The organism is Chryseobacterium sp. SN22, assembly GCF_008329705.1.
In the GTDB taxonomy this organism is placed as follows: domain Bacteria; phylum Bacteroidota; class Bacteroidia; order Flavobacteriales; family Weeksellaceae; genus Chryseobacterium.
Genome location: NZ_VTSX01000037.1, coordinates 1 through 25,680, shown reverse-complemented (window position 1 = coordinate 25,680; position 25,680 = coordinate 1). Strand labels below are relative to the sequence as shown.

Below are 25,680 nucleotides of genomic sequence, written 5' to 3'. Positions count from 1 at the left end.
GCTTTATTTTCTTTCTTTAATATATATCTTATATAAATGACAGGCCTAATGATAAAAATAAACTTTAGTGAAATGTTCTTCAGAAGCCATGCCGCCCTAGCCCGGATCGCCGCGGTTACCCCACAGCAGCGGATGGAAGCACCGGGAAGCCATGGATCTGGTGAGGGAGCAATGGCAAAAGGCCGGCGCGAGGAGTATGAGCAGAGAGCCGGATCAAGCTCCTGAAAAAAAGGGATGGGAGAATTTTAGGGTTGGAGGGTTTAAGCGTTGGAGTTGAAATGGAGTCTGGCAGTTAAAATTGGAATAACAAGTGAAGGAAATTTGAGACGATAAGCTACAACCCCAGAAAAACCATCTGTTTTTAAAGTTGATGGGAATATTTCAATTAAAGGCAAGTATAAAGAAAAAAGAAAATCTTTACTTTTAAAGAACAGGATTTTCTGAAGTGCAATATATAAGTAAAGCTATCAATAGTTTAGAAGAACCGTTTGATAAAAAGTTTATAGGTGTAATATCCGATAAGACAGCCGATGGCATCTGCGACAACGTCTAAGGTTTCCATGGATCTGCCGAGGCCCATTTCTTCCTGCAGGATTTCGGTAAGGAAAGCATAGATCAGGATGATCTGAATGTAATAAGAGAATCTGATTCTGGGAAAGGCAGCAATGAAACAAAATCCCAGAGCGGCAAATATACTCAGGTGAAGCACCTTGTCGATCCCGTTGAACATAAACGGATATTCATAGTTTTCCTCGCCCGGCTTCAGGAGCATATACGTAAGAAATGCCCAATAAATGGGCAATATCTTACTGAATATTTTTGAAATGTTATCCAATGACTTCCTGGTATTCTTCGGCAGAAAGTAATTCTGACTGATCCGCACCTTCAGCAACTTCCAATTTGATGATCCATCCGTTTCCATAAGGATCGGTATTTAATAATTCAGGCTGGTCTTCCAATTCCGTGTTGAATTCGATTACTTTTCCGGCAATCGGCAAGAACAGATCCGAAACCGTTTTTACAGCTTCTACACTTCCGAAAACGGCACCGCCTTCAAGATCGTCGTCTACGGTATCGATGTCTACATAAACGATATCGCCAAGCTCTCCCTGAGCGAAGTCTGTAATACCGATAGTAGCGACGTTACCTTCGATTCTGATCCATTCGTGATCTTTGGTGTACTTTAATTCTGATGGTGTGTTCATTTTTAATTTTTTATTGGTACAAATGTATTCAAAATTCCAGAAGCTTCAAATATCGTGCACAAAAAAGTCCTTCAAAATTTGAAGGACTGTTAAATTTATTTTCGTTCTAATTAGAATGTTCCTGAATTCCCAAAGGTAAACGTTGCGGAAATTCCTGCTCTGATTGTTGACAGCGGGAACGCTGTTGAAATCTTGTATTTGGAGGTCATCTGCTCGTAGAATACCCTGAGGTTAAGGTTTTCGGAAACATTGTAGTCTGCGGAAACTTTAATATTCAGCAACCGCTGTCCTCCGGTGATCTGCGAATCGTCCAGCAGGATATTGGTGATGCTGGTCTTGCTGTCTCGCAGGGAGAAATCTCCGCGGATGTTCAGGTCGCTTCCTTTGGCTTTTCCTCTTCCTCCTACGTTGGTCATTCCCAATCTGAAGTTTCGGATGATGTACCCTACCCTTACGACATATTCGCTGTTTGAATCTTCCGTTAAAGTATGGTTTACCAATCCCAGCAATAAAGTACGCAACCTGTTGTACTGGAGTCCGAACTGGATGTTGTTCCTCATCGTCATGTCCACTCCGATCAGCGGTGAGAAGTTCTCTACGTAACCTACCTGAGCGAAAGTAAACGGATTGATGTAATCGTCATTGATGTCTCTCTTCGTGGCGTCATACGCATTAAGGCTGTTGAAGTAATCGATGCTTGACTGGATTCCTGTAGCCGTATACGTAGCCTGATAGGAATGCAAAAGGTCGAACTTCGAGAACTGCCCGTTGATGATCGGAACATTCCTCAATCCGGAATAGGTAATCTTCCAGTTTGGAATCGGGAGTCCCGCTTTTCTCGGATTGCTCATCTCTTTAGGCGTTTTGCCTTCTACCGCTGCCCTGAATGCAGGGATCAGGATATAGGCGTTTGAAATTCCGTATCCGTCTTTAAATCCGTTTGGCTGTAAAGCGCCCGGCATCTGCTGGGAAAGGATCTGTGCATTCTGCCTGATCGCCTGATAGATCGCCGCGCCGTCTTTGAATGCTGTTTTAAGCAGCACAACAGAGTTGGAATATGTCACGAAATCATTGGCGAATGTATAATTCGGATTCGGCACTCCGGTAACAGGATCCCTGTAGTTAAAGCCGGTGTGGGTAAAGTTCCTGTTGTAATTGTGCAGGGCACTGACATCAATCCGCAGGTCATTCATCGGCATGATCTGAAGATTTGCCCGAAGTTCCCGGGTCGACATTCGTACGTAAGGATCCGTCATGAAATCGGAATCACTTACCCATCCGTTTTCCATCACGGTTCTTCTGATATCAGCCTGTGAACCTAACAGGAACCCGATGGTGGGACCTCCCAGAGTTTGCCCGTATCCATACCAGTTCGGAGCGGATAACAATCCCGGAAGCACCGTTCCGTTGTTTTCGGAATAATTGATATCCAGCTGCTTCATCGAAGTCAACAGATAAGCAAGGCTCTGAAGCGGGCTCAACCGGTTTTTAAACTTATACTTTTTGTAAGCATACCGGTTTTTCTCCCACTGCTGCGTGTAGGCATTGTTTAACGAATCCACTTCCTGCTTACGTTTCTGAAGTTTCGCAGAAATGTTTTTAAAGTATTTAAACTGGCCGAAAAATCTTGTAAAGTCTGCCGTTGCCGTTGCCTGAATAACATTGGTATTCTGACCGATCGAACCTAAACTTCCATCCGGACTCGCCAGAAGAACGGTAGATCTTGCATTCCAGTTATACGTAAAGCCATAACTTAATTCTGCATCGATGAAATCGAGATACGGGAGATATTGAAACGGCAGCTTATAGTTCAGCTGAACCCTGTGGTTGTACAATACCGGTCTTCCGGCTCTGAATACGTTTCCGAAAATGGCCGTGTTATCCATGGTATTTACATCCACATTATCATTCAGGGTTCTGGTTGCGGAATTGATTTCGAGCTTTAAGGATTTGGTAAAATTAAAGCCTAATCCATACTGCCAGCCGAAATAGAAGTTCCTGTTGCGGAGCGCTCCGAAGTCGTCCCCGTAATTACCATTTAAGATGGCATCGATATTTCTGAATTCAAGCTCGTTGTAATTCCGGTCTACTTCAGTTCTGAAAGAGAATCTTGTCGGAACCGGATTTAAATTGAATTCCTTCACCCATCTCAGGTATTTCGTAGATTTTGCCGTATCGCTGATCATTTTATTGAACGGACGGACCACCCAAGGCTTGAAGGTATAGTTGTAATCGATATACCCTCTCAGATACTGTCGGTAATTTTTCTTGGTATAAATATCCCTGAAATAATCGTCATTGTACACCGCCGTTACCGATACGTTTTCGATATCGTAAAACTTCGGCTTCCGGTTCGGGTTCATCCTTTCTTTGTGCATGTTCACCACCCCGATGCTTCTCTGCTGGGTGTAGGTTCTGGCTACTTTCTTAAGCTGCTCTTTGTTCGCCGCTTTTTTGAATTCCACATCGGTATCCAGAGGATTGTACTTGGGATCTTCGATGGTCTGGGAATAAGAATAGTTCACCGGAATTTTAACCCCGCTTTTCGCCGGAAGGAATTTATCTACATTTACAGCCGTATTAATGCTGAAAGCCGATTGGGTAGACTGTGTTCTTTCTGCCGGTTTTGAATCGATATTTCCGAAACCAACCGAAGTATAAGATGCACTGGTATTTACCGTGGCAAAATCTCCCAGGTTGAAGTTCAGGCTCGCATTTCCGGCATACCCCCCGTCGTTTTCAATTTCCGAAAGACGGATTTCGTTGACCCAAAGGATCCGATCCATTGCAAGACCTGCTCCTCTGTCATTTCCGTTTCTTACCCCGATCATGATGGTGGTAATGTTTCCTAAGCTCGGACGGCCTTTGATATAAAGACTCTTGAAGGTATTCCCCGGATCAAAAACCTCATCTTTTAATCTCTGTACAATTTGCGTCGGGTATTTTTTATCTCTTCTGATTTTCGCATCCACAAAATCCTGGATATTTAAATCCACGTCATTTTCCATCGGCCAGATTTCCATTGGGGTGGTGGCAGTAGATGGCGTAATCACCAATGAAGATTCATATTCGTAATAGTTATCCGTTGCATCGCTACCGAAACGGATAAAGAATTTGGTTTCTTTATTAAAACCGAACGATCTGTTTGTAGGATCCTGGGCGTGTACAAAAAGTTTTAACTTTTTATATCTTCTCATATCCAGAGACGTATTTTTAAATACCCCTCTTGCTTCAGAAGAAGTAAGCGCCGTAGCTTTCAGGTAAAGAGAAGCTTCATTCTGTCTCTGGGCACCTGCATTTCCGCTTAATACCTGCCTGTCAATTCCCGGAGGCAATACGTAAGGCGGTTTGTTCAGTGCATTCTCTTCAATATTTACACTTCCTACTTCGAAGTTGCTGTTATCCGTAGTCAATGTTCCTTCATCAGTAGCACCCGTAGTTCCTGTGGCAGCAATATTCTTAGGATATTTCCTCCAGTCCGAACGTACAAGATCCATGGTCCCGAATCTTAAGGTAGAGGTCTGGTCGAAACCTTTTAATAATAATCTGGCAAAACGTACATTATTCAGGATGGAAGGGTCATGATCCCCTGCCGTGGTTACGTATTGTGAAACCGGAATCCTGAAAAGGTACCATTTTACCTGCGAAGTCTGCCCGTTCTGGAAAGTGGCCTGAACGGTTTTTACATCAACGATGTTATTCTGTCCTAACGCCAGACTTCCCTGATCTAAATTCACTTCATACTGGTTATAGCTTTCGGTCTGATCCAGGTTGTAATCTTTATTGATATCTTCTGCATCCGGAGTCTGGGAAGCCACTTCCAGGGAATTGCTCTGGGAGTTCCCTTCCGGCCCTCTGAAATATTTATATCGCTGAATAAGAGACGAAGCCTGATTACCGGTAAATCTGTCGGACATATAGAATACGAAATCATCTACCGCCGGGTCAACAATGTTGGTTACCGGGTTGACGAATGTATTTCCGAATAAGGCAGATTCCTGGTCGGAGCTTAATCCGTCGTATCCTAAATCCTGCGCAGTCCTGTCGGCTCCTTCGCTTGAGAAGGCATATAAGATCGGCGGCTGCTTAGGCTGGGTCCCCCAATTTGAATTCGTGGTTACAGAAGGCGCCGAAGGAGTCGGCAATCCGTTTTCATACTGCATCTGTCCGTCTTTCAGTACATCCTCGGAAACGTTACCCAACTGCAACAGCATCTTTGGTGCCGTTCCCAGGGCGTTTCCATCCGCATAAGGATCCATCATCCAGAATTCCACATATTCGATATTGGAATTAACGAAATTGGATACGGTAATCGGTCTCATAATCCCCGCCCATCGCTGTGCTGTAGTTTCTGTTGAAGGGTTTGAGTTATAAGGCCCTTTTTCTCCCGGATAATAAGAAATATCGAATGTGTTGGTAAATGTCTGTTCACCCGCTACGAAATCCCGGTTGTTGAAGATCTCGGAGAACTGTACCCTCCTGGATGCGTGGTTGGAAACCGACTGCGGTGTGATGCCGTTCGGTGCTCTTCCGCCTACGCCCCAGAATCTCGGATCGATATTGTACCATGACAATAAACCTCTTCCATATCCCTCCGTCCGGTCATTATTTTTACCGGCTCCCGTAAATAACGGATCGGCCTGGTTTTTCTCCGGTTTTGAAGCTAAGCTCCATGCTGTCGGTTCTTTCAAAGTGATTTTTGAAGTGGTCTGTTCAAAATCGTCAATATACGACTGATCGTTGGTCCCTTTGTTTAGTCCCGGAAGCAGATAAGCCGTCTCCATTTTGAAGTTTAAGTTGGAAGGCGCTTCGGTATTCACCAACGGAATTTTATCGGTTAACCTCGTCAGGAAAGGCAGCTGATTGTTGTACATCAGGTTGATTCCCGCCATGGTATTGTTCACGGCTTCCTGGCCGTAGTTTACCTTTTGGGTAAGTGGAGACTCGGAATAGTTGACTACCGTTCCGCCCAAAATAAAGTTTTCGTTAAATCTCCTCTCTAAATTCAATCCCAGGAATCTTTTACGCTGGGTATTAAAGGTCAGCTGGTTTTCGAGTGAAATATTGATCGCCTGGCCGGACTGTTTCACCTGCTCATTGATGATCGTCACTGTTCCCAGCATGTAGTCTACGGTATAGTCGATCCCTTCGGTCAGCTGAACCCCGTTTGCCGAAACTTTTACGGATCCCTGCGGAACGTTTACGGCGCCTAAGGAAATTCCCTGCCCCTGTGTTCCTTTGTAGCGGCCTTCGATGGTATACCGCTGTGCCAGGTTGCTCGAAGTGGCCACCTGCTTCTGCTGCGTATAGAGATCTGAGAATACATACTGCGGATCATTGGTTCCCAGAACATTCTGGATATAATTCCCGAACGGCTGCGCTTTTGTAAAGATGACCCTCCCGGTTTCGGGACGGATAGTAATTCCGTTCACAAAATCGAAAATCCCGTCGCCGGTAGTTCCTCCGTTGCTCTGTAAGTCGCCGTTGGCATTCAACCGGTCCCAATTGAGCAATTTGATCAAAGGAACATTATTTACCTGCGGGTTATTGGCTACCGGAAGATAATTGACCTTACCTCCGGATTGCGGATCCCGGTATAAAACATTCAGGATAAATCCGTCCTGGATTACCTGTCCCGCATCCAGCGAATAGATGTTTTTCATCATCAGGTCCCACATCGGGGAAGAAGTCTTCACCGTGGTGTTTGGCTTCAGCAATTTGGCCATCAGCACCGTACTTTCTTCGGAGAACTCCCCGACTTTATATACCTGGTTGCTTCCGTTTACCGTATAGGAAAATGATACCGCCAAAAGCTGGTTGTCATTTAATTTCTGGTTTAATGAGATATACCCCAATTGCGGCTGCAGGATATATTCATTAGCATTTAACCTTCTTGCTTTTTTATTGAAGATAAAATTCTCGCCATCCTGGTAGGTAGCCGTTCCGACGGCACCACCGGAAACCGCCGGAAGGGTTGCTCCTTTAATGGCATTGTATGCGGTACTGGCATCCCGTAATCCCGGAAGGGCATTTACGGCAGAATAGAGTCCAAAGCCGGGCTGGTCGTTATTAGGCAAAACTCCTGGAGCATCCCCTAAATCCCTGATCCCGACAATACTTTTCTGGTACTGTAAATTGCTGTTCCCCTGATCCAGTACCCACACCTCCATTCTGGTAATGCTGATCTTGGAATTGATCTGAGGATAATTGAGTAAGGCATTGTCGTAACCGTTCAGGAAATAGTGCCCTAAAAAGTAGTGCTGGTTGTCTTCATAATCAATCGCATTCAGCTTGAAGGTATTCATGACCCCGCCACCCTGAACGGTAATATTTCTCGCCTCTCCCTGTTGCTGGGAAAGAACAACGGTTCCGTAAGTTTTACCCAACTGGAATTCGGTCTTCACTCCAAATAATGACTGAGAACCTCGTATCAAACTGGTTGACAGCGGCATATTGACGTTACCGAATTCTACTCTTTTGATGATTTTGTCTTCTCCTCCGGCATTCGGTTTATCCACATCATTCAGCCCTTTCTGCTGAAGGTCTTTCCAGCTTCCTTTGGACTGCCAGACGAGGTTCATCCTGTTTTCGAATGCAAAACCGCTCTGGGTGTCGTAATTGGCTTTCAGCTGAAGGTTTTCTCCCACCTTACCCAATAAACCCAGCTGGATTCTCTGATCGATATCAAAGGTGAAGCTGGTCCTGTTCTGAGGCAGGATTAGTGGGTTGTCGATTTTCTGATACAGTCCGCCAAAATCGAAAGAGGCATATCCGGAAGGGATAATTTCAATCTTGTTGCTTCCGAAAATGGTTTCAAAAAGCCTGTTGTTGATCCGCAGGGAAGGAATCAGTCCTTTTCGGGCCGCATCGCTTTTATCTTTCCTGAACATCAGGCTGTAGCGGTCGGATTTTTCCTTGTAATAGGCTTTTGTCTGGGCCGCCATCATAAACTCCTTATAGTCTTCGGGAGACATGGCTGTCGGTGGTCCGGTTATTGTATTTCCTACCTTGGGATATACAAAATACATCCCGGTTTTTATATCATAGTAAGCTTCGTACTGCGTAGGATCCGCCAGTTCATAATCTTTCTTGATGATTGCCGTATCCTGTACCTGTGCCGCAGGACGCCGCTGGGCAAAGGTGCTTACCGAGACCAGCAAAAATGACAGGAAAAGAAATAGGTTGAGGTATTTATAATTTGCCACCAAATGTTAAATGTTTTTTAAGATTTGTTTTACCAACGCTTCGACCGAAATGTCAGGATCTTGTTTTATGATTCTATCCGCAAGCTTCTCACTCATCCTTTTCGGGATGCCCAAAACTTCTAATGCAGATAACGATTCTTCCTTTACTTTATTATTCGCAATGGTAGAAATGTTTTCTTCCGGGTTGCTGAATTTCTGCACTTTATCTTTAAGGTCGACGATGATTCTTTCAGCGGTTTTTGCACCAATTCCTTTGGCCTTCTGGATGAGTGCGCTGTTTTTTGAAAGGATGCCTAAAGCAATCTCTTCCAGGCTTAATGTGGAAAGTAATATAAGGGCTGATACGGCTCCTACTCCGTTAACGCTTATTAACAGATTGAACATCTCTTTTTCCGAACGGGTTTTGAACCCGAACAAAAGATGTGCATCCTCCCGGATAATCTGCTGGATAAAAAGTACGGTTTCTTTGTTTACAGTGAGGGTCTGTGAGGTCATGAGGCTGATACCTACATAGTAACCAACGCCCTGAACATTGATCACTGCGTAAGTAGGCGTAAGTTCCTGAACAATGCCTTGTAGTGAAAATATCATTATTAATTTTTATAGCACCCAAATATAGCAAATTAAACTAACTAATGTTTTCATTTCAACCGCGAATGCTTTTTAACTTAATTTTTAAATAGGATTTTAATGATTGGACCAGATAACGGCAAACTTCGAAATTGGATTCGAAATACAATGGTTACTGAAAATCAGATTTTTTTATTAAGATTGAGCAAGCACATTAAAGGTTTTTTGTTAATTGGTAGACTGGAAAACGACTTTACAGAAGTGTAGTAAAATATAATAATCCAACCTGTTATAAATACAAAAGACTCCGTTTCGGGAGTCTTCTGCAATTGGTTATTTAATTAAAAATAATTATTTTTTATCTTTTTTCTCTCTTCGCTGAGCATCCAGAACGGCTATTGTAGCCAGGTTCACAATCTCATCAACGCTGGAACGCATCTGTAAAACATGTACTGGCTGCTTCAGTCCCATCAGGATCGGGCCGATGACCTGTGCGGTTTTCATTCCCCTGATAATTTTGTAGGAAAGGTTGGCGCTTTCAAGATTCGGGAAAATGAAGGTGTTGGCAGGCGTTGTTCCCAGTTTTGAGAAAGGATAATCGCTGAGGTGGTCTGCGTTCATGGCAAAATCCGGCTGGATTTCTCCGTCAACGATCATTTTCGGGTGTTTCTCATGAAGGATGCTTACCGCTTTGGCTACTTTTTTCGAAGTTTCGGAGATGGCTGCGAAGTTTTCGAATCCAAGCATTGCAATTCTCGGTTCGATCGCAAAAGATTTTACGGTAAATTCCGCCATTTTAGCAATATTTACCAGATCTTCGGAGGTTGGGTTCTGATTGATGGACGTATCGGCAAAGAAGATCGGCTTCTTTTCAGACAGGATCATCATCATGGCCGCTATTTTATCCACGCCCTTGTCTTTTTCAATAATTTCCAAAACCGGTCTCAGCGTAGAAACATAGTTTTTGGAGAACCCGATGATCAGTCCGTCGGTGTCGCCGTGTTTCAGCATCAAAGGCCCGAAGTAATCCCTCTGGCGAACAAATCTTTTAGCCTTATACTCGTTCATCCCTTTTCTCTGGCGAAGCTTCCAAAGGGTTTCCCGGTATTTTTTACGGTTTTCTTTCTGGTCGTCGTCACTCGGATCGATAATCGGAACATCGATATTGATTCCGAAACGCTCCATCTGTTCTTTAACGTATTTTTTATTTCCCAACAGGCTCGGGTAAGCGATTCCTTCTTCATATAAAATCTGGGCGGCTTTCAGAACGTTATATTCCTCAGCATTTCCTAAAGTAATCCTTTTCGGATTGGCCTTTGCGCGGTTCTGCATCATTCTTACCAGCTTTTCATCCCTTCCCATCCTGTCGAGCAGGCTGTTTTCGTATTCTTCGAAATCAGCAATGGTTTTTCTGGCAATTCCGCTTTCAATAGCTGCCTTGGCTACGGCACTTGAAACTTTGGTAATTAACCGGTTATCGAAGGGCTTCGGAATGAAATATTCCCTACCGAACTGCAAGTTCTGAACGTTATAAGCCAAGATTACCGCTTCAGGAACCGGCTCTTTTGCAAGATCGGCAATGGCATGAACGGCAGCCAGTTTCATCGCTTCATTAATCCCTCTCGCCTGAACATCCAATGCGCCACGGAAAATATACGGGAAACCGAGAACGTTGTTCACCTGGTTAGGATAATCACTTCTTCCGGTCGCCATAATGACATCTTTACGGGTTTCCAGCGCTATATTGTAAGCGATTTCCGGGTCCGGATTGGCTAAAGCGAAGACAATAGGGTTTTCATTCATCCCCAACAGCATTTCAGGCGTCATCACGTTTCCTTTGGACAAACCTACAAAAACGTCGGAGCCTTTAACGGCATCTTCAAGGGTATCGATATCCGTCTCAACGATAAAGTCAACTTTTTCCGGCGTCAGGTTTTCCCTTTTATGGTTGATTACGCCTTTGCTGTCGCACATCAGAACGTTTTCTCTTTTTAATCCTAAAGAAATATACAGGTTGGTACAGGCAATGGCCGCGGCTCCCGCTCCGTTGACCACCATTTTTACCTCTTCGATTTTTTTATTGGCAATTTTCAGGGAATTGATCAAAGCTGCCGCTGAGATGATCGCCGTTCCGTGCTGGTCGTCGTGCATCAACGGAATATCCAGTTCTTCCTTCAGCCTTTGTTCGATATAGAAAGCTTCAGGCGCCTTAATATCTTCCAGGTTGATCCCTCCGAATGTCGGGGCAATTCCTTTTACAATATCGATAAATTTATCAGGATCTTTTTCATTGATTTCGATATCAAATACATTGATATCGGCAAAAATTTTGAACAAAAGACCTTTCCCTTCCATCACAGGCTTCGAAGCTTCCGCTCCGATATCGCCCAACCCAAGAACTGCCGTACCGTTGGAAATAACAGCTACCAGATTCCCTTTCCCGGTGTAATCGTATACGGTTTCAGGCTTCTCGTAAATTTCCATGCAAGGAACTGCAACCCCCGGAGAATAGGCCAATGACAAATCTCTCTGAGATGAGTGCGGTTTTGAAGGGATCACTTCGATCTTACCTTTAGGCTCAGCTTTGTGATAATCTAGCGCGGCCTGATTAAAGTTTTTTTCGTCGCGGTGGGTTTTGTTTGACATATAATGAATTTTGTTATTTAAATTAGAGTATATATTGGATATGGTAACCGACCAGGCTCTCGATCGGTTTCTGAACGATCTGTCCCACTTCAAGGTTAAGCTCTGCCGCGGCAGAACGTAAAATATCTTCGTAATAATAAGCAATGGATCCAATGAAATTGACCTCAGCATTATTCGATTCCTTATAAGGAAGCACCTGGTAATCGAAGAAATTCAGCATTTCCTCAAAAACCATTTTCTGAAAATACGGATGGTCTTTTCTTTCCACTACAAATTTATTGAAATCGGCCAGATAGGCGTTCGGTCTGGTGGTATGGTACATGTTCTTTAAAGCTTCCTCTACCGTCAGGTTATACGTTTTTTCAAATTCGAAAGAAAGATCTTCAGGGAGCTTCTGCATGAAGAATCTGCGCACCAGCTGTTTCCCGATCGCGCTTCCGCTGCCTTCGTCTCCTACAAGGAAACCCAATGAAGGCAGCTGGATTCTGATGTCCTGTCCGTCGAAATAACAGGAGTTGGAACCAGTTCCTAAAATGCAGACAATAGCCGGCTTTCCACGATAAGCTGCATACGCTGCTGCGGTAAGATCTTCCTTTACGATAATTTCCGCATGGGTAAATACACGGCCCAGCTCCTCGATAATGGTGTCGCAGTTCTGCTGAACGCCACACCCGGAACCATAGAAATAGATTTTTCTAATGGAGTTTTTAACGGTTGTCAGGCTGGTGTTGCTCTCGATTTCCGGAACGATAAGCTCCCTGCTGATAAAATTCGGATTGAAACCAATGGTCTCCGTCTTGAGAAAGACTTTTTTAAAATCATCCAGAATGACCCAATCCGATTTCGTAGAACCACTATCCACAATAGCAACCATAATTTCCATTTTAGTTTAAGGATGCTAAATTATGAATTTATCTTGTAAGATGATGGATTATGGACATGACATATGTGTTATTTATTAAGTCGGTAACCCGTTTTTTAAAGCGTAAATACCGGATATTATCCTGATCTTCTTTGAGTTTAAAACCTATTAAACCGTTTCATAGATTCTGTTCATCAGATTCCTGACCAGTTTTCCGTTCTGATGATTGGAAAGGACTACTATCTCGATCTGATGCTTCACGAAGTATCTGATCACGGATGAATTTCCGAAGGGATCTCCGTTTTCTCTAGAAAATCACTGCTCATTTCCCAGCCCAGTCGGAGCTTCCGTTTGCTGTCTTCATAATAGGTCTTTTCTACCAAAGATTTTGCGTCGGCAAAGATTTTATAGTGGAGGTAGGCTTTTAGATATTTTATCAGATCCAAGGCATTTGAGGCTCCGGCCGCCTGCAGGATTCACCCGGTTCAGCACCATCGGCTGCTGGGGAACGCCCTGTTGGTTGTACAGCCCTGCCCTATTCTGCATTTTCAAAGTATTGAATGATGTGGAATTCATTTTCAGCGGTTTCAGAATCCGGTTTTCAATTAAGCTTTCATAAGGCATTTTAATTCTTTGCAGTATATTGCTTAAAAGTGAGAACGCCTAGTTGTTACTCCATATTCCCTTTTGTTATTTCCTGAGCCAATAATTAAGCGGTAAAAGTTTTGGTCACGGAGCTGATTTCAAAAGCCGTCAGGCTTTCCATTTTCGCTCTTGACTCTTTGCTGCGTATTCCGTAAGCATAATACTACGTTTATGAATCTTTGGAAATCCCGATCATCAAACCGACTTCAGGAAAGGCTTCAGTTTTCCTGCACAATTTTGTCGATGGCCTTCCGGTTGCTCTGTCCGAACAGAAGATAGACATAAGAACAATAAAAAGAAGAAGAAACAGGGTTTTATTCTGAGAATTTGATGGGATAAGTAGGGCTGTTTTAGCGATTATTACAGGATTTATATAAATATATTTATATGACCTAAAAATATATCATAAGTTAATTTAAAGCTTATATCTTTAAATTAAAAAAGAACCAAAACTTCAGTCTGGTTCTCCTTTTAATCATCCGGTACAAATTCCTCATTGTCTTACCTCTACCTGATTGTTGTTGAACTGAACCAGCCAGTCTTCAATCTCTTCTTCCAGGTAGGAGGTCTGAAGGATCATGGCATTGATAAAATCATCGGGTACCGGTTCGCCGCTGGAATTTTCAAGGTTCCAGAGTTCGTTGGACATATTTTCGTATTCGGAGTAGACGCGCTTGAAGCGGGTATTTTCTCTTTCTAAAGCTTCAATATTCTGCTGCTGAAGCTGGAATTTTCTGTATTTGTTTTGACGTTTCATACAAATATTATTAATAGGGCCGTTAAAAAGTTTTTGGTGGTATGATTACAATCATATTACAAGATAGGAAAAACCATCAACATAAACAGTTGAAAATGAATTTATTATCAGGTCAGGCTTGCATCTTTTCGAAAACTAAATTTAGAAATAATTTTGAATCAAAAAAAATATTTAACATCTTTTTTTAAGTGTTTAACATATAGTTATACATTTGCATATCATAAAAATCGGATGAGAGATTTAATACTACGTCAGAAACAGGTTTTGTTCTTCATCATTGCAGGAGGGTTGAGCGCCGTTGTGGAAATCGGAAGCTTCAAGTTCTTCAGCACCTCGCTGCCTCACCTTTTTCCGCGGGAAACCAATTTTCATGGGATCCATTACCCGCTGAGCAATATTTTCTCGACCAGCTGCGGAATCATCAGCAATTATTTCCTGAGCATCTGGTTTGTATTTGAAAGGGGCAAGCATTCGAAAAGAAAGGAGTTTGCTTATTTTATGCTGGTGTCTTTTATCTCTACTTTATTGAGCCTTACCTTTTTCCAGATTTTTTACAGTTATATATTTAAGGATAATATCAATCTGGTTGTTTATACGCTAAGTCCGGAGATGATCAGTAAAATCGCAGCCATTCTCTTAGTATCGATCCTGAATTATTCAGTAAAGAAAAAAGTAATTTTTAACGGATAAGCAGTGACAAAAATTTTAAATTACCTCTGGAGAGCATGGATGATGATTCTGGCATTTGTCTTTACCATTCTTTTCGGGATCCCGGTTTACATTTTATCGTTCAACAAAAAGCATTATAAATATGCATATGTATTTATACGTTGCTGGAGTTACTGTATGTTCTACGGAATGGGTCTTCGGTACGAGCTTATAAAACTGTCTCAGCAAAAACTGGATAAGAACCAACAGTATGTTTTCATTTCGAACCACACCTCGATTATGGATATCATGCTGATGTGCATCTTATGTGAACATCCGATCTGCTTCGTCGGTAAAAAGGAGCTGGTGAAAATTCCGATTTTCGGAACCATCTATAAAAGGATCTGTGTCATGGTAGACCGGAAAAGTGCCCGGAGCCGTGCCGATGTGTACAGAAGATGCGCCGAAAAGATGGAGGAAGGAAACAGCATCGTTATTTTCCCGGAAGGCGGTGTTCCTGATGATACGTCAATTATTCTTGATGAATTTAAAGACGGAGCCTTCACCCTTTCTTCAAAACACCATTCACCAATTGTTATCTTTACGTTTATCGGATTGAAGGAAATGTTTCCTTTTGATAAGTCGAAAGGGTATCCCGGAAAAGCCAGGGTTTATTTCAACGGAATTCTTCCGCCTTCGGAATCTCCAAAAGAGCTTAAATTGTCTTCATTTGAGACAATAAAAAAAACTTTGCTTCAACACCATAATTAATAGAAATAATATATATTTGTTTTCAGAAATTTTCAACAAATATGTCAAATTATTCCAAACAAACCAACTGGGGACAATTCGTTCCGCTGGTAACGGTGTTTTTCTTCTGGGGATTTATCGCCGCAAGTAACGACATCCTGATCCCTGTTTTCCAAAAGGCTTTTAATCTTACCCAAACCGAAAGTATGCTTGTGCAGATCTGCTTTTATGTAGCATATACGGTAGGTTCTTTAATTTATATGCTTATTTCTGCCGGATTAAAGCAGGATCTCGTTAATAAAATCGGGTATAAAAACGGGCTTATCGTCGGCCTTCTGATTTCTGCAGCAGGAACCTTGCTGTTCTACCCGGCAGCCAATCTCCACTCTTTCCTGTTGATGATTTCAGGACTTTTCATTGTAGGACTTGGGTTTTCGTTACAGCAGATCGTTGCCAATCCTTTGGCCATTGAAGTAGGCCCTTCTGAAACGGGATCCCAACGACTGACGATGGCAGGAGGAATCAATAACTTGGGAACTACCATCGGCCCGCTGATCGTATCTTTTGCGATCTTCGGATCTGCAGCTGCTGCAACGAATGATGTGAGTATCGAAAGTGTAAAAGTTCCTTATCTTATTTTAGGAGTAGCGTTTGTTTTAGTAGCCATTATGCTGAAATTTTCATCGCTTCCGGCCGTTACACCTACCATTACGGAAAATACGGACGATGCTGTAAAAGGTGAACACCGGAAATCGGCTTTGGCCTATCCTCAGCTTGTAATGGGAATGATTGCCATTTTCGTCTATGTTGGCGTGGAAGTTTCTACGGCCAGCAACCTTCCTGCTTATATGGAAAAAAACTTAAATTTTGAAACTAAAGATGTAGCCCCTTACATTTCTCTATATTGGGCTTCCCTGATGATCGGCCGGTGGACCGGTGCGGTTGAAGCTTTTGATATCAGTGCAGGATTTAAGAAAGTATTGAGGTTCCTGGCGCCTTACCTGGCTTTCGGCGTTTTCTTACTGGTGAATGCGATTGCCAAGCATGATCTTTCCCACTTTTATGTGTATGGGCTGGTTATTATCGCAATGATTATCTGTGATATTTTAAGTAAGGGAAATCCGGCAAGGATGCTTCTTATTTTCTCAGTAGCAGGGATTGCTTCTTTATTAATAGGAATGTTTACTTCCGGAATGGTTTCCGTATATGCGTTTACCAGTGTAGGTCTATTCTGCTCTACCCTTTGGCCGTGTATTTTCGCCCTGGCGATCAACGGACTTGGCAAACACACCAATCAGGGTTCAGGTTTACTGATCATGATGATTATGGGAGGCGGAATTGTCAGCCTGATCCAGGGATATGTGGCCGATCTTACCAATATTCACTTCAGCTATATTGTAGGAGTAGTTTGTTTTGCTTATCTTGCTTTCTACGCCATAAGAGTAAGCGGAATCCTGAGATCTCAGGGAATTGATCTTGACAAAATCACAAAAGGCAGTGGTCACTAATAAAACAAAAACAATACATAAGAAAAGATGTTGGGCAGGTATATTACTTGCCCAATTTCTTTTGTTTTATCTGTTTTCAAAATCAGAAATGATGGTTTCTTTTTTTGAACGTTTTTTTGAGTTTCAGAAGAACGCCCATCAGGCAATTTTTTCATGGGTTTCTTTTTCTTTCGGAGACCTTCTTTATATTCTGACAGGAATTTTTCTGCTTTATCATGGGGTAGCTTTATTTAAAAAACGGAAAAGGCATTCTTCACTGCTTGCTGTTTTAATCGGAATTAATATTTTTTATTTTCTGTATCAGATATTTTGGGGAATGCTGTATTTTCAGGTTCCGATTATTAAAAAGCTTTCGAGCCAAAAAGAACCCACCACTGAAAAAGCAAAAATCCTGGCGCTGGAATACCTGGAAAAGTGTAAAAAGACCAGAAGCCTGGTAAAAGAAGACCGGAACGGAATTTTTATTATCACGGATCTAAGAGCCGTACAGAAAGAAATTCTTGCCCGACAGACCAGTCTTCCAAAAAACATTTCCGGTAAAAAAGTCCCTGAAATCAATTCTTTTAAACCCAGCCTTTTCAAAAAAGTGATGAATTTTACAGGTATTCTGGGCTATTATAATCCGTTTACTGCCGAAGCTCAATACAACTCACAGCTGCCCAATACCTATATCCCTTTTACTTCTGCCCATGAAAGCTCGCACCAGCTTGGATTTGCCCGGGAACAGGAAGCGAATTTTGTAGGATACCTGATCGGAGTTGATTCTAAAAATCCTGAGCTGCGTTACAGCACGGAATATTTTACTTTGAAAAGCCTTCTGAACTTTATCGTGGAAGAAGATCCCGAATTTGTAAAATCAGTATTGCGAAATTATTCTCTTCCAATGAAGAGAGACCGGGCTTATGAAAAAACATTTGTATTAAAACATCAGGGGGTACTGGATGATTTTTTCGGATTTACGAATAACCTTTTTCTGAAGAGCAATCAGCAGGAAGGTTCTGTTACCTATTCATATTTCATTAATCTTTTATTAAACTATGAAAGGGTATAAAATAAAAGAATCGTATCAGGCGATACGATTCTAAAAACACAAATGATGAAAAAAAATTTATTACCTTGACTTGTTCCCTCATTCAAGGCTTTGTAAAAGTACAATATATTTCAGAATAAAAAAAAAAATTAATCTGTTTTTTAAAACTTTATGAAAACTTTAAGAATTTTTCAACTTTTTATTAAGTCAGCAATGATTTCTTATATTGCTGGAGGAATATAAACAACTGACAGGAAAGCAGATGACTTAAAAAACCAATTTGTAAATAAGCTATTAACTATCTTTCTACAACTAAAAATACTGACCGGATCTTCCGGTATCTGTCTTCAAAAAAAGAAAGTATCCGGCTAAGATATCTGTTCTGATATATGTTTTAATTTCTCCAATTTGTTTTTCAAAAATTCGATCTGCTCTTTTAAAAGTTTAATGTAATCATAAAGATTCTGTAAATTTTTCATCTTTATAATTAAACATATGAAATCTGCCGTATTGTGGTAAACTTCTTTAAATAAAATATTATGAATCAAAGAGATTACGGAGAGTTAATCTTTCAGAAATATCCGCTTACAATAAAAAAGATTTAACAAAAAATTCGGCGATTCCTTTACTGGAAAATGCTTCCTGAAAAATCTGAGATCTGGGATCCTAAGAAACATCTGGTTGCATGCCGGGCCAGCTGGTGGGGACCATGCCGACAGGAAATTCCGTTATTGAAGACGACTTATAACAATAGGGATTCTGATTTAGAGGTTATTTCAGTTCCATCGATGCAGATAAAATTACGTGGCAAAAAGCTTTAAAGGAAGAACAAATGAAATGGAAGCAATTCATCATCAATGAAAAGATCCGGATTACAAAAAATCCATATGCGTCTCAGATTAAACGGAGTGATTCCGTATACTGTATTGACCGATAACGATTTTAAGATCATAAAATCAACCTAGCTTATCTTGAGAGAAAGATTTACAGGATTTTATTAAAAACAGATAGGAAATGTTGCATGTTTCCGGACAAATTACCTGTAAAATATCTACAAGCAATAAAATAGTCTTAAATCACGTTAAAATGAAAAAAGTATTTGTTTTTTTCAAACATCTGCTTATTTTAGAGGAAAAATATTAATATGCTATTGGACAAACTCATCAACTATTTAAAACTTGATAAACAGGAGTTCCTTTTTCAGTTCAACTCACATCCCAACTACCCTTCGGCATTAGCTTTCAGCGATACCCTCAATTTTATGGGTGTACGGAACGATGCCTATGAACTGGATAAAGAATATTGGGATGAACTTCCTGAAGAATTTATTGCGATTGTGGATAATTCCTTTTCATTAGTAAAGAAAAACGGCGGTCAGTATTCGATATATTCTGATAAAGCGAAAACTTTAAGTAAAGATGAACTTCATAAAAAATCTACGGATTTCGTTCTGCTTTTTGAAAAAGATAAAGTGGAGAACAAAACAGTAACGAGCTACAAACCGTTAATTTATGCTGTTTTTGCCATTATTTTGATCTATTCTCTTACTAGCCTGACATGGTATGAAGCTATTTTTACCCTTCTTTCGCTAGCAGGCGTCTATATTTCCCTGGAAATTTTCAATCAGAAATTCGGTAATACGTCTACCGTTATCGGGAGTATCTGTGGAGATGCCGCCGGAAATCAAAATGTAAATTCCTGTAATAAAATTATCAATCAGGATAAAACCAGTATTCTCGGTCTTAAATTTTCCGATTTTTCGTTGATCTATTTTATTGGAATAACTGTTCTGGGATTATTCCTGCCTGCTACTTCGTTTATCATTAAAGGATTTACCTTTGCTTCACTTATTGCCATAGGGTATTCTTTATATATTCAGGGATTTGTAGAAAAAACATTCTGCCGGGTCTGTCTTCTTATCATTTCCGTACTGATCGCGCAATTGGTATTAGGATTGTTATTCTTTGAGAACGTTGCATTTGAAATACAGACTGTTTTATTAAGCCTTATTTTATGGATTGCTGTATTTTCAATGGTTTTATATCTGAACAACACCCTTCAGGATAAGGAAGCACTTCAGAAATCAAATGCCAAGAACCTGCGTTTCAAAAGAAATTACGAATTGTTCAGAAGAGAGCTTCTGGAAAATGAAAAAATAACTTTCAGTGACAATGACACCTTTTTTATCGGAAACAGAGATGCCAAACTCCATTTGTCTATCGTGTCCAATCCGTACTGTGGATTCTGTAAAGATGCACATAAAATAGTGGAAAATCTTCTGGACAAATACCCGAACGACATTTCCGTGCAGATGAGATTTAATTATACCCCTGACAAACAGAATGAAAAATTCACCAATCTTATGTCAGATTTCATGTATACCTATAAAAACAAGCCGGCTCAGGAATTTTTGCATCTGGTGGAATATTGGTTTGAAAACAAAGATGAAAATAAAATAAGGCAAAAAACAGGAACTGCTTCAGGCAATGAAGACCTGTCTCCCCTTGTCGGAATGTCTGAAGAGAACAGAAGCGCCGGCCTTAACTTTACTCCTATCATCCTGATCAACGGTTACCAGTTTCCTGATAAATACGACCGTGAAGATATTTATTATTTTATAGATGAATTAACGGAAGATGAAGAAATTAATGCTAAAGTAATTTTCGATATATAATATTCACTATATTAGGACAAATTTAAAGCGGAATCTGAAAAGCTTGAAAAGAGTAGGAAATCTAAGAATTAATTACAATGAAAAATTTAAAAAAACTTGACAGAAACCAATTGAAAACTGTTACAGGCGACTTGCGTGTACCCGAAGGATACAGACTGATTTCAGGTGTAAGTTTGGAAACATACTTATGATACCCTCCACAAAATGATTTTTTAATATGTTATGAAAAATAGAAAATTTATCAATAGAAAATTTGAAATCTGTAAAAGAAGAAATTTCGGTTGAATGTTTATTAGACAGAAAGCAGCAAGCGCATGTTATACGACTCTCGCAATATACCAGGCTGATCCGAATTCAAGTAATCCTGACCTTATCTTATTTGGATGTGAAAGAGTCTGCAAAAAATATTGCTACCTACTTTTAAGCCAAAAGATTTGAATAGAATAGTTACCGTCAGAACGGCGGCATACTTATTTATAAATAAAAAAATAATCATTGAAATCCTTTCCTTTCTACCGCCAGCCGGATTCTAAAGACTGTGGTCCTACATGCCTTCGTATCGTAAGCAAACATTACGGAAAAAGCATTTCCCTGCAACAAATTCGTAACCTTTCAGAAACTACCCGTGAAGGCAGCAGCCTGCTCGGATTAAGCGATGCCGCTGAAGATCTGGGGTTCCGTTCTTTAGGGGTCCAGATTAATTTTGATTCCCTTGCCGAAGAAGTTCCTCTTCCCTGCATTGTACACTGGAATAAAAATCACTTTGTGGTTGTTTACAAAATTGATAAAAATAATAAAGTCTATGTTTCCGATCCCGGATATGGATTGATAACCTATACCAGAGAAGAATTTATCAAACTTTGGATCGGTGAAAATGCAAATGAGAAAACCGAGGAAGGTATTGTTTTAATCCTTGAAACAACTCCGGCATTTTTTCAGACTGAATTTGATGACCAGGAAAGCAAAGCCAGCTTTTCATTTCTTTCCAAATACCTGTTGAAATATAAGTCGCTTGTCGTGCAGCTGGCCGTAGGGCTATTGGCAGGAAGCTTACTTTCCCTGATTTTTCCTTTCCTCACCCAAAGTATCGTGGACGTCGGAATCCAGAATCAGGATCTGAATTTCATTTATCTCGTTCTTTTAGCACAGATCATGCTCTTTATGGGAAGGATGGGTATTGAAATTATCAGGAGCTGGATTTTACTACATCTTTCGGCAAGAATCAATATTTCCATCATTTCGGATTTCTTCATCAAACTGATGAAACTCCCGATCAGTTTCTTTGATACGAGAATGACAGGAGATATCATGCAGCGGATCAATGACCATCACCGAATCGAGCAGCTTTTAACGAGTTCATCACTGAACACCCTGTTTTCATTAGTCAATCTGATTATATTCAGCATTGTCCTTTTATTTTATGACTACAGGCTGTTTATTGTTTATCTTATCGGAGCGGCCGCTTATATCGGGTGGATCAGCTTTTTCCTGGGCAGAAGAAAAGAACTGGATTATAAACGATTTTCCCAGGTTTCCCAGGAGCAGAGCAAGGTGATCGAACTGATCAACGGGATGCAGGAGATCAAAATGCACAATGCTGAAAAACAAAAGCGATGGGATTGGGAATTTCTGCAGGTAAAACTCTTTAAAATCAGAATAAAATCTCTTTCTCTGGAACAATGGCAGTCGGTAGGGGGAAATTTCATTAATCAGATGAAAGATATTTTGGTAAGTTTTTTATCCGCCAAACTGGTTCTGGAAGGAAATTTGACTTTGGGGATGATGCTTTCCGTTCAATATATTATCGGACAATTGAACAGTCCTTTGCTTCAGCTTATTGATTTCATCAAACAGACCCAGGATGCTAAAATTTCTTTGGAAAGGCTTGGGGAAATTCATGATAAAGAAGATGAGGAAAATAAAGACGAACAGTACAGCCATGAGCTACCAGGAAAGGATATCGAAATTGAAAATCTTTCTTTCCGGTATACCGGTTCGGATGTTCCTGTATTTGAAAATTTAAGTTTAACCATTCCTTATCAGAAGACGACAGCTATCGTAGGCGCCAGCGGAAGTGGAAAAACAACTTTACTAAAGTTATTGATGAAGTTTTATGAACCGGCTGAAGGTGAAATCCGTCTTGGAAATACAAAACTTAAAAACATTTCCCCCAGATTCTGGAGAGACCACTGCGGGGTAGTGATGCAGGAAGGTTATGTATTTAACGACACCATCGCCAATAATGTTGCTGTCGGTGAAGATTATGTTGATAAAAACAAACTGAGGCGAGCCGTAGAAATTGCAAACATTAAAGATTTTATCGAAGAACTTCCTCTAAGCTATAATACCAAAATCGGGAACGAAGGACTGGGAGTAAGTGGAGGGCAGAAACAAAGACTGTTTATTGCAAGAGCAGTTTACAAATCTCCCGAATATATTTTGTTTGATGAAGCCACTTCGGCACTTGATGCCAATAATGAAAAAGTAATTATGGAAAATCTGGAGCAATTCTTTAAGGGTAAAACAGCAGTCGTAATTGCGCACAGGCTTTCAACGGTAAAACATGCTGATAAAATTATTGTTTTAGACAAAGGAAAATTGGTAGAAGAAGGAAGTCATGCCGAGTTGGTTGCTTTAAGAGGAGAATATTACAGACTGGTAAAAAACCAGCTGGAACTTGGAAACTAAAATAACCATAAATACAGTGGAATCCGAAAAGCTTAAAGAGTAGGAACGAAATTAACAAATAAAATTACTATGAAAAATCTAAAAAAACTAAACAGAAACGACCTGAAATTGGTAAAAGGAAGTGGTGGTGGATTCGCCGGAGAAGGTTTAGGAGGAGGCTGCGGCGGCGATTATTTTCCTGTAGATCCGCCAATGCCAGGTGAACCTTACAATTGCTCTTGTAATTCATTGGCCTGGTGCGAAAAAATGGCAGCTTGTGTCCACATGAGTTTTTACAGTCCTGAGAACTGTCGACTTTAAATGATTAGAATGATTAAATTAACCAGAGAGAATCTAAAATTACTGAGCGAAGGAAACATTGGTATTTGCGAAGCCTATTTCCCGATCGAACCGCCACTGCCGGGAGAACCTTTTGATTGTGGATGCAGCAACCTTTTTTGGTGCGAAAAGAAGTTCGTGTATTCATACGAATATGTATTCGTCACAAGTCTATAATGATGGCTTTAACGATATATAGATTTTGATTCGATCTAATGTATGAACAGCAATCTTCAATTTTTTTTGAAGATTGCTTATATTTAAACTATGGAAAAAGACGTCTTAGACAATATTGAACTTCGCTCGGAAAGCGTGCAGGATATCCTTACCCAACCGCCCCACTGGATGATCCGTTGGGGAAATACCATTATCTTTTTAATTCTGGTACTTATCCTGATGATGAGCTACGTTATCCGGTATCCTGAATTTATTCCTGCCCCTATTGTAGTAACCTCCCAAAATCCTCCTGAAAAGCTGGAAGCTAGGACCAATGCCAAAATTGAAAAAATCTTTATTAAAGAGCATCAGCAGGTGAAAAAAAATCAGGTGTTGATGGTGATGCAGTCAACCGCAAATTACGAAGACATTCTCAAGCTTAGAAAAATTATAGATTCAATGGCTCCTGATCAGTTACTTTCATTTCCTTTAAATGAGGTATCCCGTTTTAAACTGGGGGAACTGCAGGGAGATTACAACGGCTTTGCAAAAGCATTTCAGGATGAAACCCTGTTTACAAGACTTCAACCCTACGCTCCGGAAAATTTAGCGGCTAATCAGAGCCTATCCGAATATAGATTACGCATTGCCACGACCAAACAGCAGAAAAAGCTTGAACAGGCAAAATATGAAATTACAAAGAAAAACTATCAACGTTCGCAGGATTTATATAATCAGGGGGTAATTGCCTCCATGGAGCTTGAAAATGAAAAGATAAAATTTCTGCAAGCCCAGCAAAATCTGGAAAATATCAATATTTCTCTTTCCCAAATGGAGGAAGCGATTTCCAATCTTAATAAAACCAAAAGCGGAACCGCCATTAATATCGAAAAAGATAAAATCACCTATTCTTCCCAGACCTTACAACTTTTTGAGCAATTGAGGAAGTCTTTAAAACAATGGGAACAGAATTATTTAATCATTTCCAATACGAACGGAATTGCCAGTTTCCAGCAATTCTTTGGAGAAAATCAGTTTATAAAAGCAGGTGATGTTATTTTATCCATTCTTCCCGAAAACAAAGATAAATTAGTCGGTAGAATGTCGGTACCGGCGGCTAATTCCGGAAAAATTATATCCGGTGAAAAAGTACTCATCAAACTGGACAATTACCGTTATCAGGAATACGGGATTGTAGAAGGAAAAGTCCAGAACATCTCTCTTTCTCCTGACAAAGATGGAAACTATTATGTCGATGTCCTTCTCCCAAAAGGATTGAAAACAAGTTATAATAAAACCTTACCCTTCGACAAAGAGCTGAAAGGAAGTGCTGAAATTGTCACGGAAGATCTACGGTTGATCGAAAGATTTTTCTACCAAATGAGAAAATTATTAGGATATCAAAGTTGATATCTGATGTACATAAAAGCCCGGAACTCGATAATAGGTTTCGGGTTTATTTTTACCTGCCAGCTTTCACCACTTAAGCACAATCACCCTCTATCAGTCAACTGAATCTTTCACATCCGCATCTTGTAGCATTACTTTATTGATAGTAAACATTTTACCAGGAGCCTGATCCTGCGATCCACAGTTACTCTTTGTACCATGGCTTTCGGCTTTGCCTAATCCGTCTTACTTTCCAGCGTATGTTACGGGGTATACGGTTTCTATCAGGGCTAGGGACAGGCAGTTCAGCACGGGTCTGCTGCAGGTAAAGTTCGAGTAATAAATAATAGATAATGAGCAATGATCAGAGTTATCTTAAGTAAAACTTAAACCTTAATCTTAAACCTTGAATATTGAATCTTGAAGTACGGATATAAAAAAACCTCACACATTACTGTATGAGGTTTAAATAAAAACTGGCGGCGACCTACTCTCCCGCTTGTCGCAGTACCATCGGCGCTGGTGGGCTTAACTTCTGTGTTCGGAATGGGAACAGGTGAGCCCCACCGCTAAAACCACCCTAAAGGCTTTATATGATGTAAGATGTACTGTTGTATGATGTATAAAGT

Annotated in this window: 18 protein-coding genes and 1 rRNA gene; 10 read left to right on the top strand and 9 right to left on the bottom strand. The window is 40.7% G+C overall.

Annotated features, from left to right (window positions below; all coding sequences use genetic code 11):
- The first annotated feature begins 48 nt into the window (after nucleotides 1-48).
- Nucleotides 49-225: a hypothetical protein gene (locus FY557_RS20205; RefSeq protein ID WP_185151774.1), complete on the top strand. Its 177-nt coding sequence runs from the start codon at nucleotides 49-51 to the stop codon at nucleotides 223-225.
- A gap of 250 nt (nucleotides 226-475) precedes the next feature.
- Here the strand turns inward: FY557_RS20205 and FY557_RS18965 are convergent, their stop codons facing one another.
- The 8 genes from FY557_RS18965 to FY557_RS18935 form a co-directional block, all read right to left on the bottom strand.
- A complete protein-coding gene (locus FY557_RS18965; RefSeq protein WP_262713561.1) occupies nucleotides 476-802 on the bottom strand; it encodes a VanZ family protein in 327 nt (108 codons plus the stop codon).
- A gap of 25 nt (nucleotides 803-827) precedes the next feature.
- Nucleotides 828-1,205, bottom strand: coding sequence for a glycine cleavage system protein GcvH (gcvH, locus tag FY557_RS18960; RefSeq protein ID WP_149248797.1), 378 nt, complete (start codon nucleotides 1,203-1,205; stop codon nucleotides 828-830).
- Nucleotides 1,206-1,315: 110 nt separating this feature from the next.
- Nucleotides 1,316-8,410, bottom strand: coding sequence for a cell surface protein SprA (sprA, locus tag FY557_RS18955; RefSeq protein ID WP_185151773.1), 7,095 nt, complete (start codon nucleotides 8,408-8,410; stop codon nucleotides 1,316-1,318).
- 6 nt (nucleotides 8,411-8,416) lie between these two features.
- Nucleotides 8,417-9,001, bottom strand: a complete 585-nt coding sequence (gene ruvA, locus FY557_RS18950) for a Holliday junction branch migration protein RuvA (protein ID WP_149248796.1) — start codon at nucleotides 8,999-9,001, stop codon at nucleotides 8,417-8,419.
- Between the two features lie 330 nt (nucleotides 9,002-9,331).
- Nucleotides 9,332-11,626, bottom strand: a complete 2,295-nt coding sequence (locus tag FY557_RS18945; RefSeq protein ID WP_149248795.1) for an NADP-dependent malic enzyme — start codon at nucleotides 11,624-11,626, stop codon at nucleotides 9,332-9,334.
- Between the two features lie 22 nt (nucleotides 11,627-11,648).
- Nucleotides 11,649-12,500: an ATPase gene (locus FY557_RS18940; protein WP_149248800.1), complete on the bottom strand. Its 852-nt coding sequence runs from the start codon at nucleotides 12,498-12,500 to the stop codon at nucleotides 11,649-11,651.
- 393 nt (nucleotides 12,501-12,893) lie between these two features.
- Nucleotides 12,894-13,064 (bottom strand): hypothetical protein, encoded by a 171-nt coding sequence (locus tag FY557_RS20200; RefSeq protein ID WP_185151772.1) that lies wholly within the window; start codon nucleotides 13,062-13,064, stop codon nucleotides 12,894-12,896.
- Nucleotides 13,065-13,626: 562 nt separating this feature from the next.
- Nucleotides 13,627-13,890 carry a hypothetical protein gene (locus FY557_RS18935; protein WP_149248794.1) on the bottom strand — a complete coding sequence of 88 codons (264 nt, stop codon included), beginning with the start codon at nucleotides 13,888-13,890 and terminating at the stop codon, nucleotides 13,627-13,629.
- Nucleotides 13,891-14,121: 231 nt separating this feature from the next.
- Here FY557_RS18935 and FY557_RS18930 point away from each other — a divergent pair, with 231 nt between their 5' ends.
- The 9 genes from FY557_RS18930 (at nucleotide 14,122) to FY557_RS18895 (ending at nucleotide 25,072) form a co-directional block, all read left to right on the top strand.
- A complete protein-coding gene (locus tag FY557_RS18930) occupies nucleotides 14,122-14,580 on the top strand; it encodes a GtrA family protein (protein WP_149248793.1) in 459 nt (152 codons plus the stop codon).
- Between the two features lie 3 nt (nucleotides 14,581-14,583).
- A complete protein-coding gene (locus FY557_RS18925; protein WP_228451841.1) occupies nucleotides 14,584-15,309 on the top strand; it encodes a lysophospholipid acyltransferase family protein in 726 nt (241 codons plus the stop codon).
- A gap of 41 nt (nucleotides 15,310-15,350) precedes the next feature.
- Nucleotides 15,351-16,796: a sugar MFS transporter gene (locus tag FY557_RS18920; RefSeq protein ID WP_149248792.1), complete on the top strand. Its 1,446-nt coding sequence runs from the start codon at nucleotides 15,351-15,353 to the stop codon at nucleotides 16,794-16,796.
- A gap of 88 nt (nucleotides 16,797-16,884) precedes the next feature.
- The gene (locus FY557_RS18915) at nucleotides 16,885-17,847 is read left to right on the top strand and encodes a DUF3810 domain-containing protein (protein ID WP_149248791.1); all 963 of its coding nucleotides are present in this window, start codon (nucleotides 16,885-16,887) and stop codon (nucleotides 17,845-17,847) included.
- Nucleotides 17,848-18,970: 1,123 nt separating this feature from the next.
- Nucleotides 18,971-20,500: a thioredoxin domain-containing protein gene (locus FY557_RS18910; RefSeq protein ID WP_149248790.1), complete on the top strand. Its 1,530-nt coding sequence runs from the start codon at nucleotides 18,971-18,973 to the stop codon at nucleotides 20,498-20,500.
- Nucleotides 20,501-20,577: 77 nt separating this feature from the next.
- Complete coding sequence (locus tag FY557_RS20660; protein ID WP_410496141.1) at nucleotides 20,578-20,691, top strand: bacteriocin-like protein; 114 nt, start codon at nucleotides 20,578-20,580, stop codon at nucleotides 20,689-20,691.
- Nucleotides 20,692-20,995: 304 nt separating this feature from the next.
- Entirely contained in the window at nucleotides 20,996-23,188 is a 2,193-nt protein-coding gene (locus tag FY557_RS18905) for a peptidase domain-containing ABC transporter (protein WP_149248789.1), read from the top strand.
- A gap of 69 nt (nucleotides 23,189-23,257) precedes the next feature.
- Entirely contained in the window at nucleotides 23,258-23,488 is a 231-nt protein-coding gene (locus FY557_RS18900) for a bacteriocin-like protein (RefSeq protein WP_149248788.1), read from the top strand.
- 285 nt (nucleotides 23,489-23,773) lie between these two features.
- Nucleotides 23,774-25,072, top strand: a complete 1,299-nt coding sequence (locus FY557_RS18895) for an HlyD family secretion protein (RefSeq protein ID WP_149248787.1) — start codon at nucleotides 23,774-23,776, stop codon at nucleotides 25,070-25,072.
- 453 nt (nucleotides 25,073-25,525) lie between these two features.
- Here FY557_RS18895 and rrf read toward each other — a convergent pair.
- Nucleotides 25,526-25,634 (bottom strand): 5S ribosomal RNA (gene rrf / locus FY557_RS18890).
- Nucleotides 25,635-25,680: the final 46 nt, after the last annotated feature.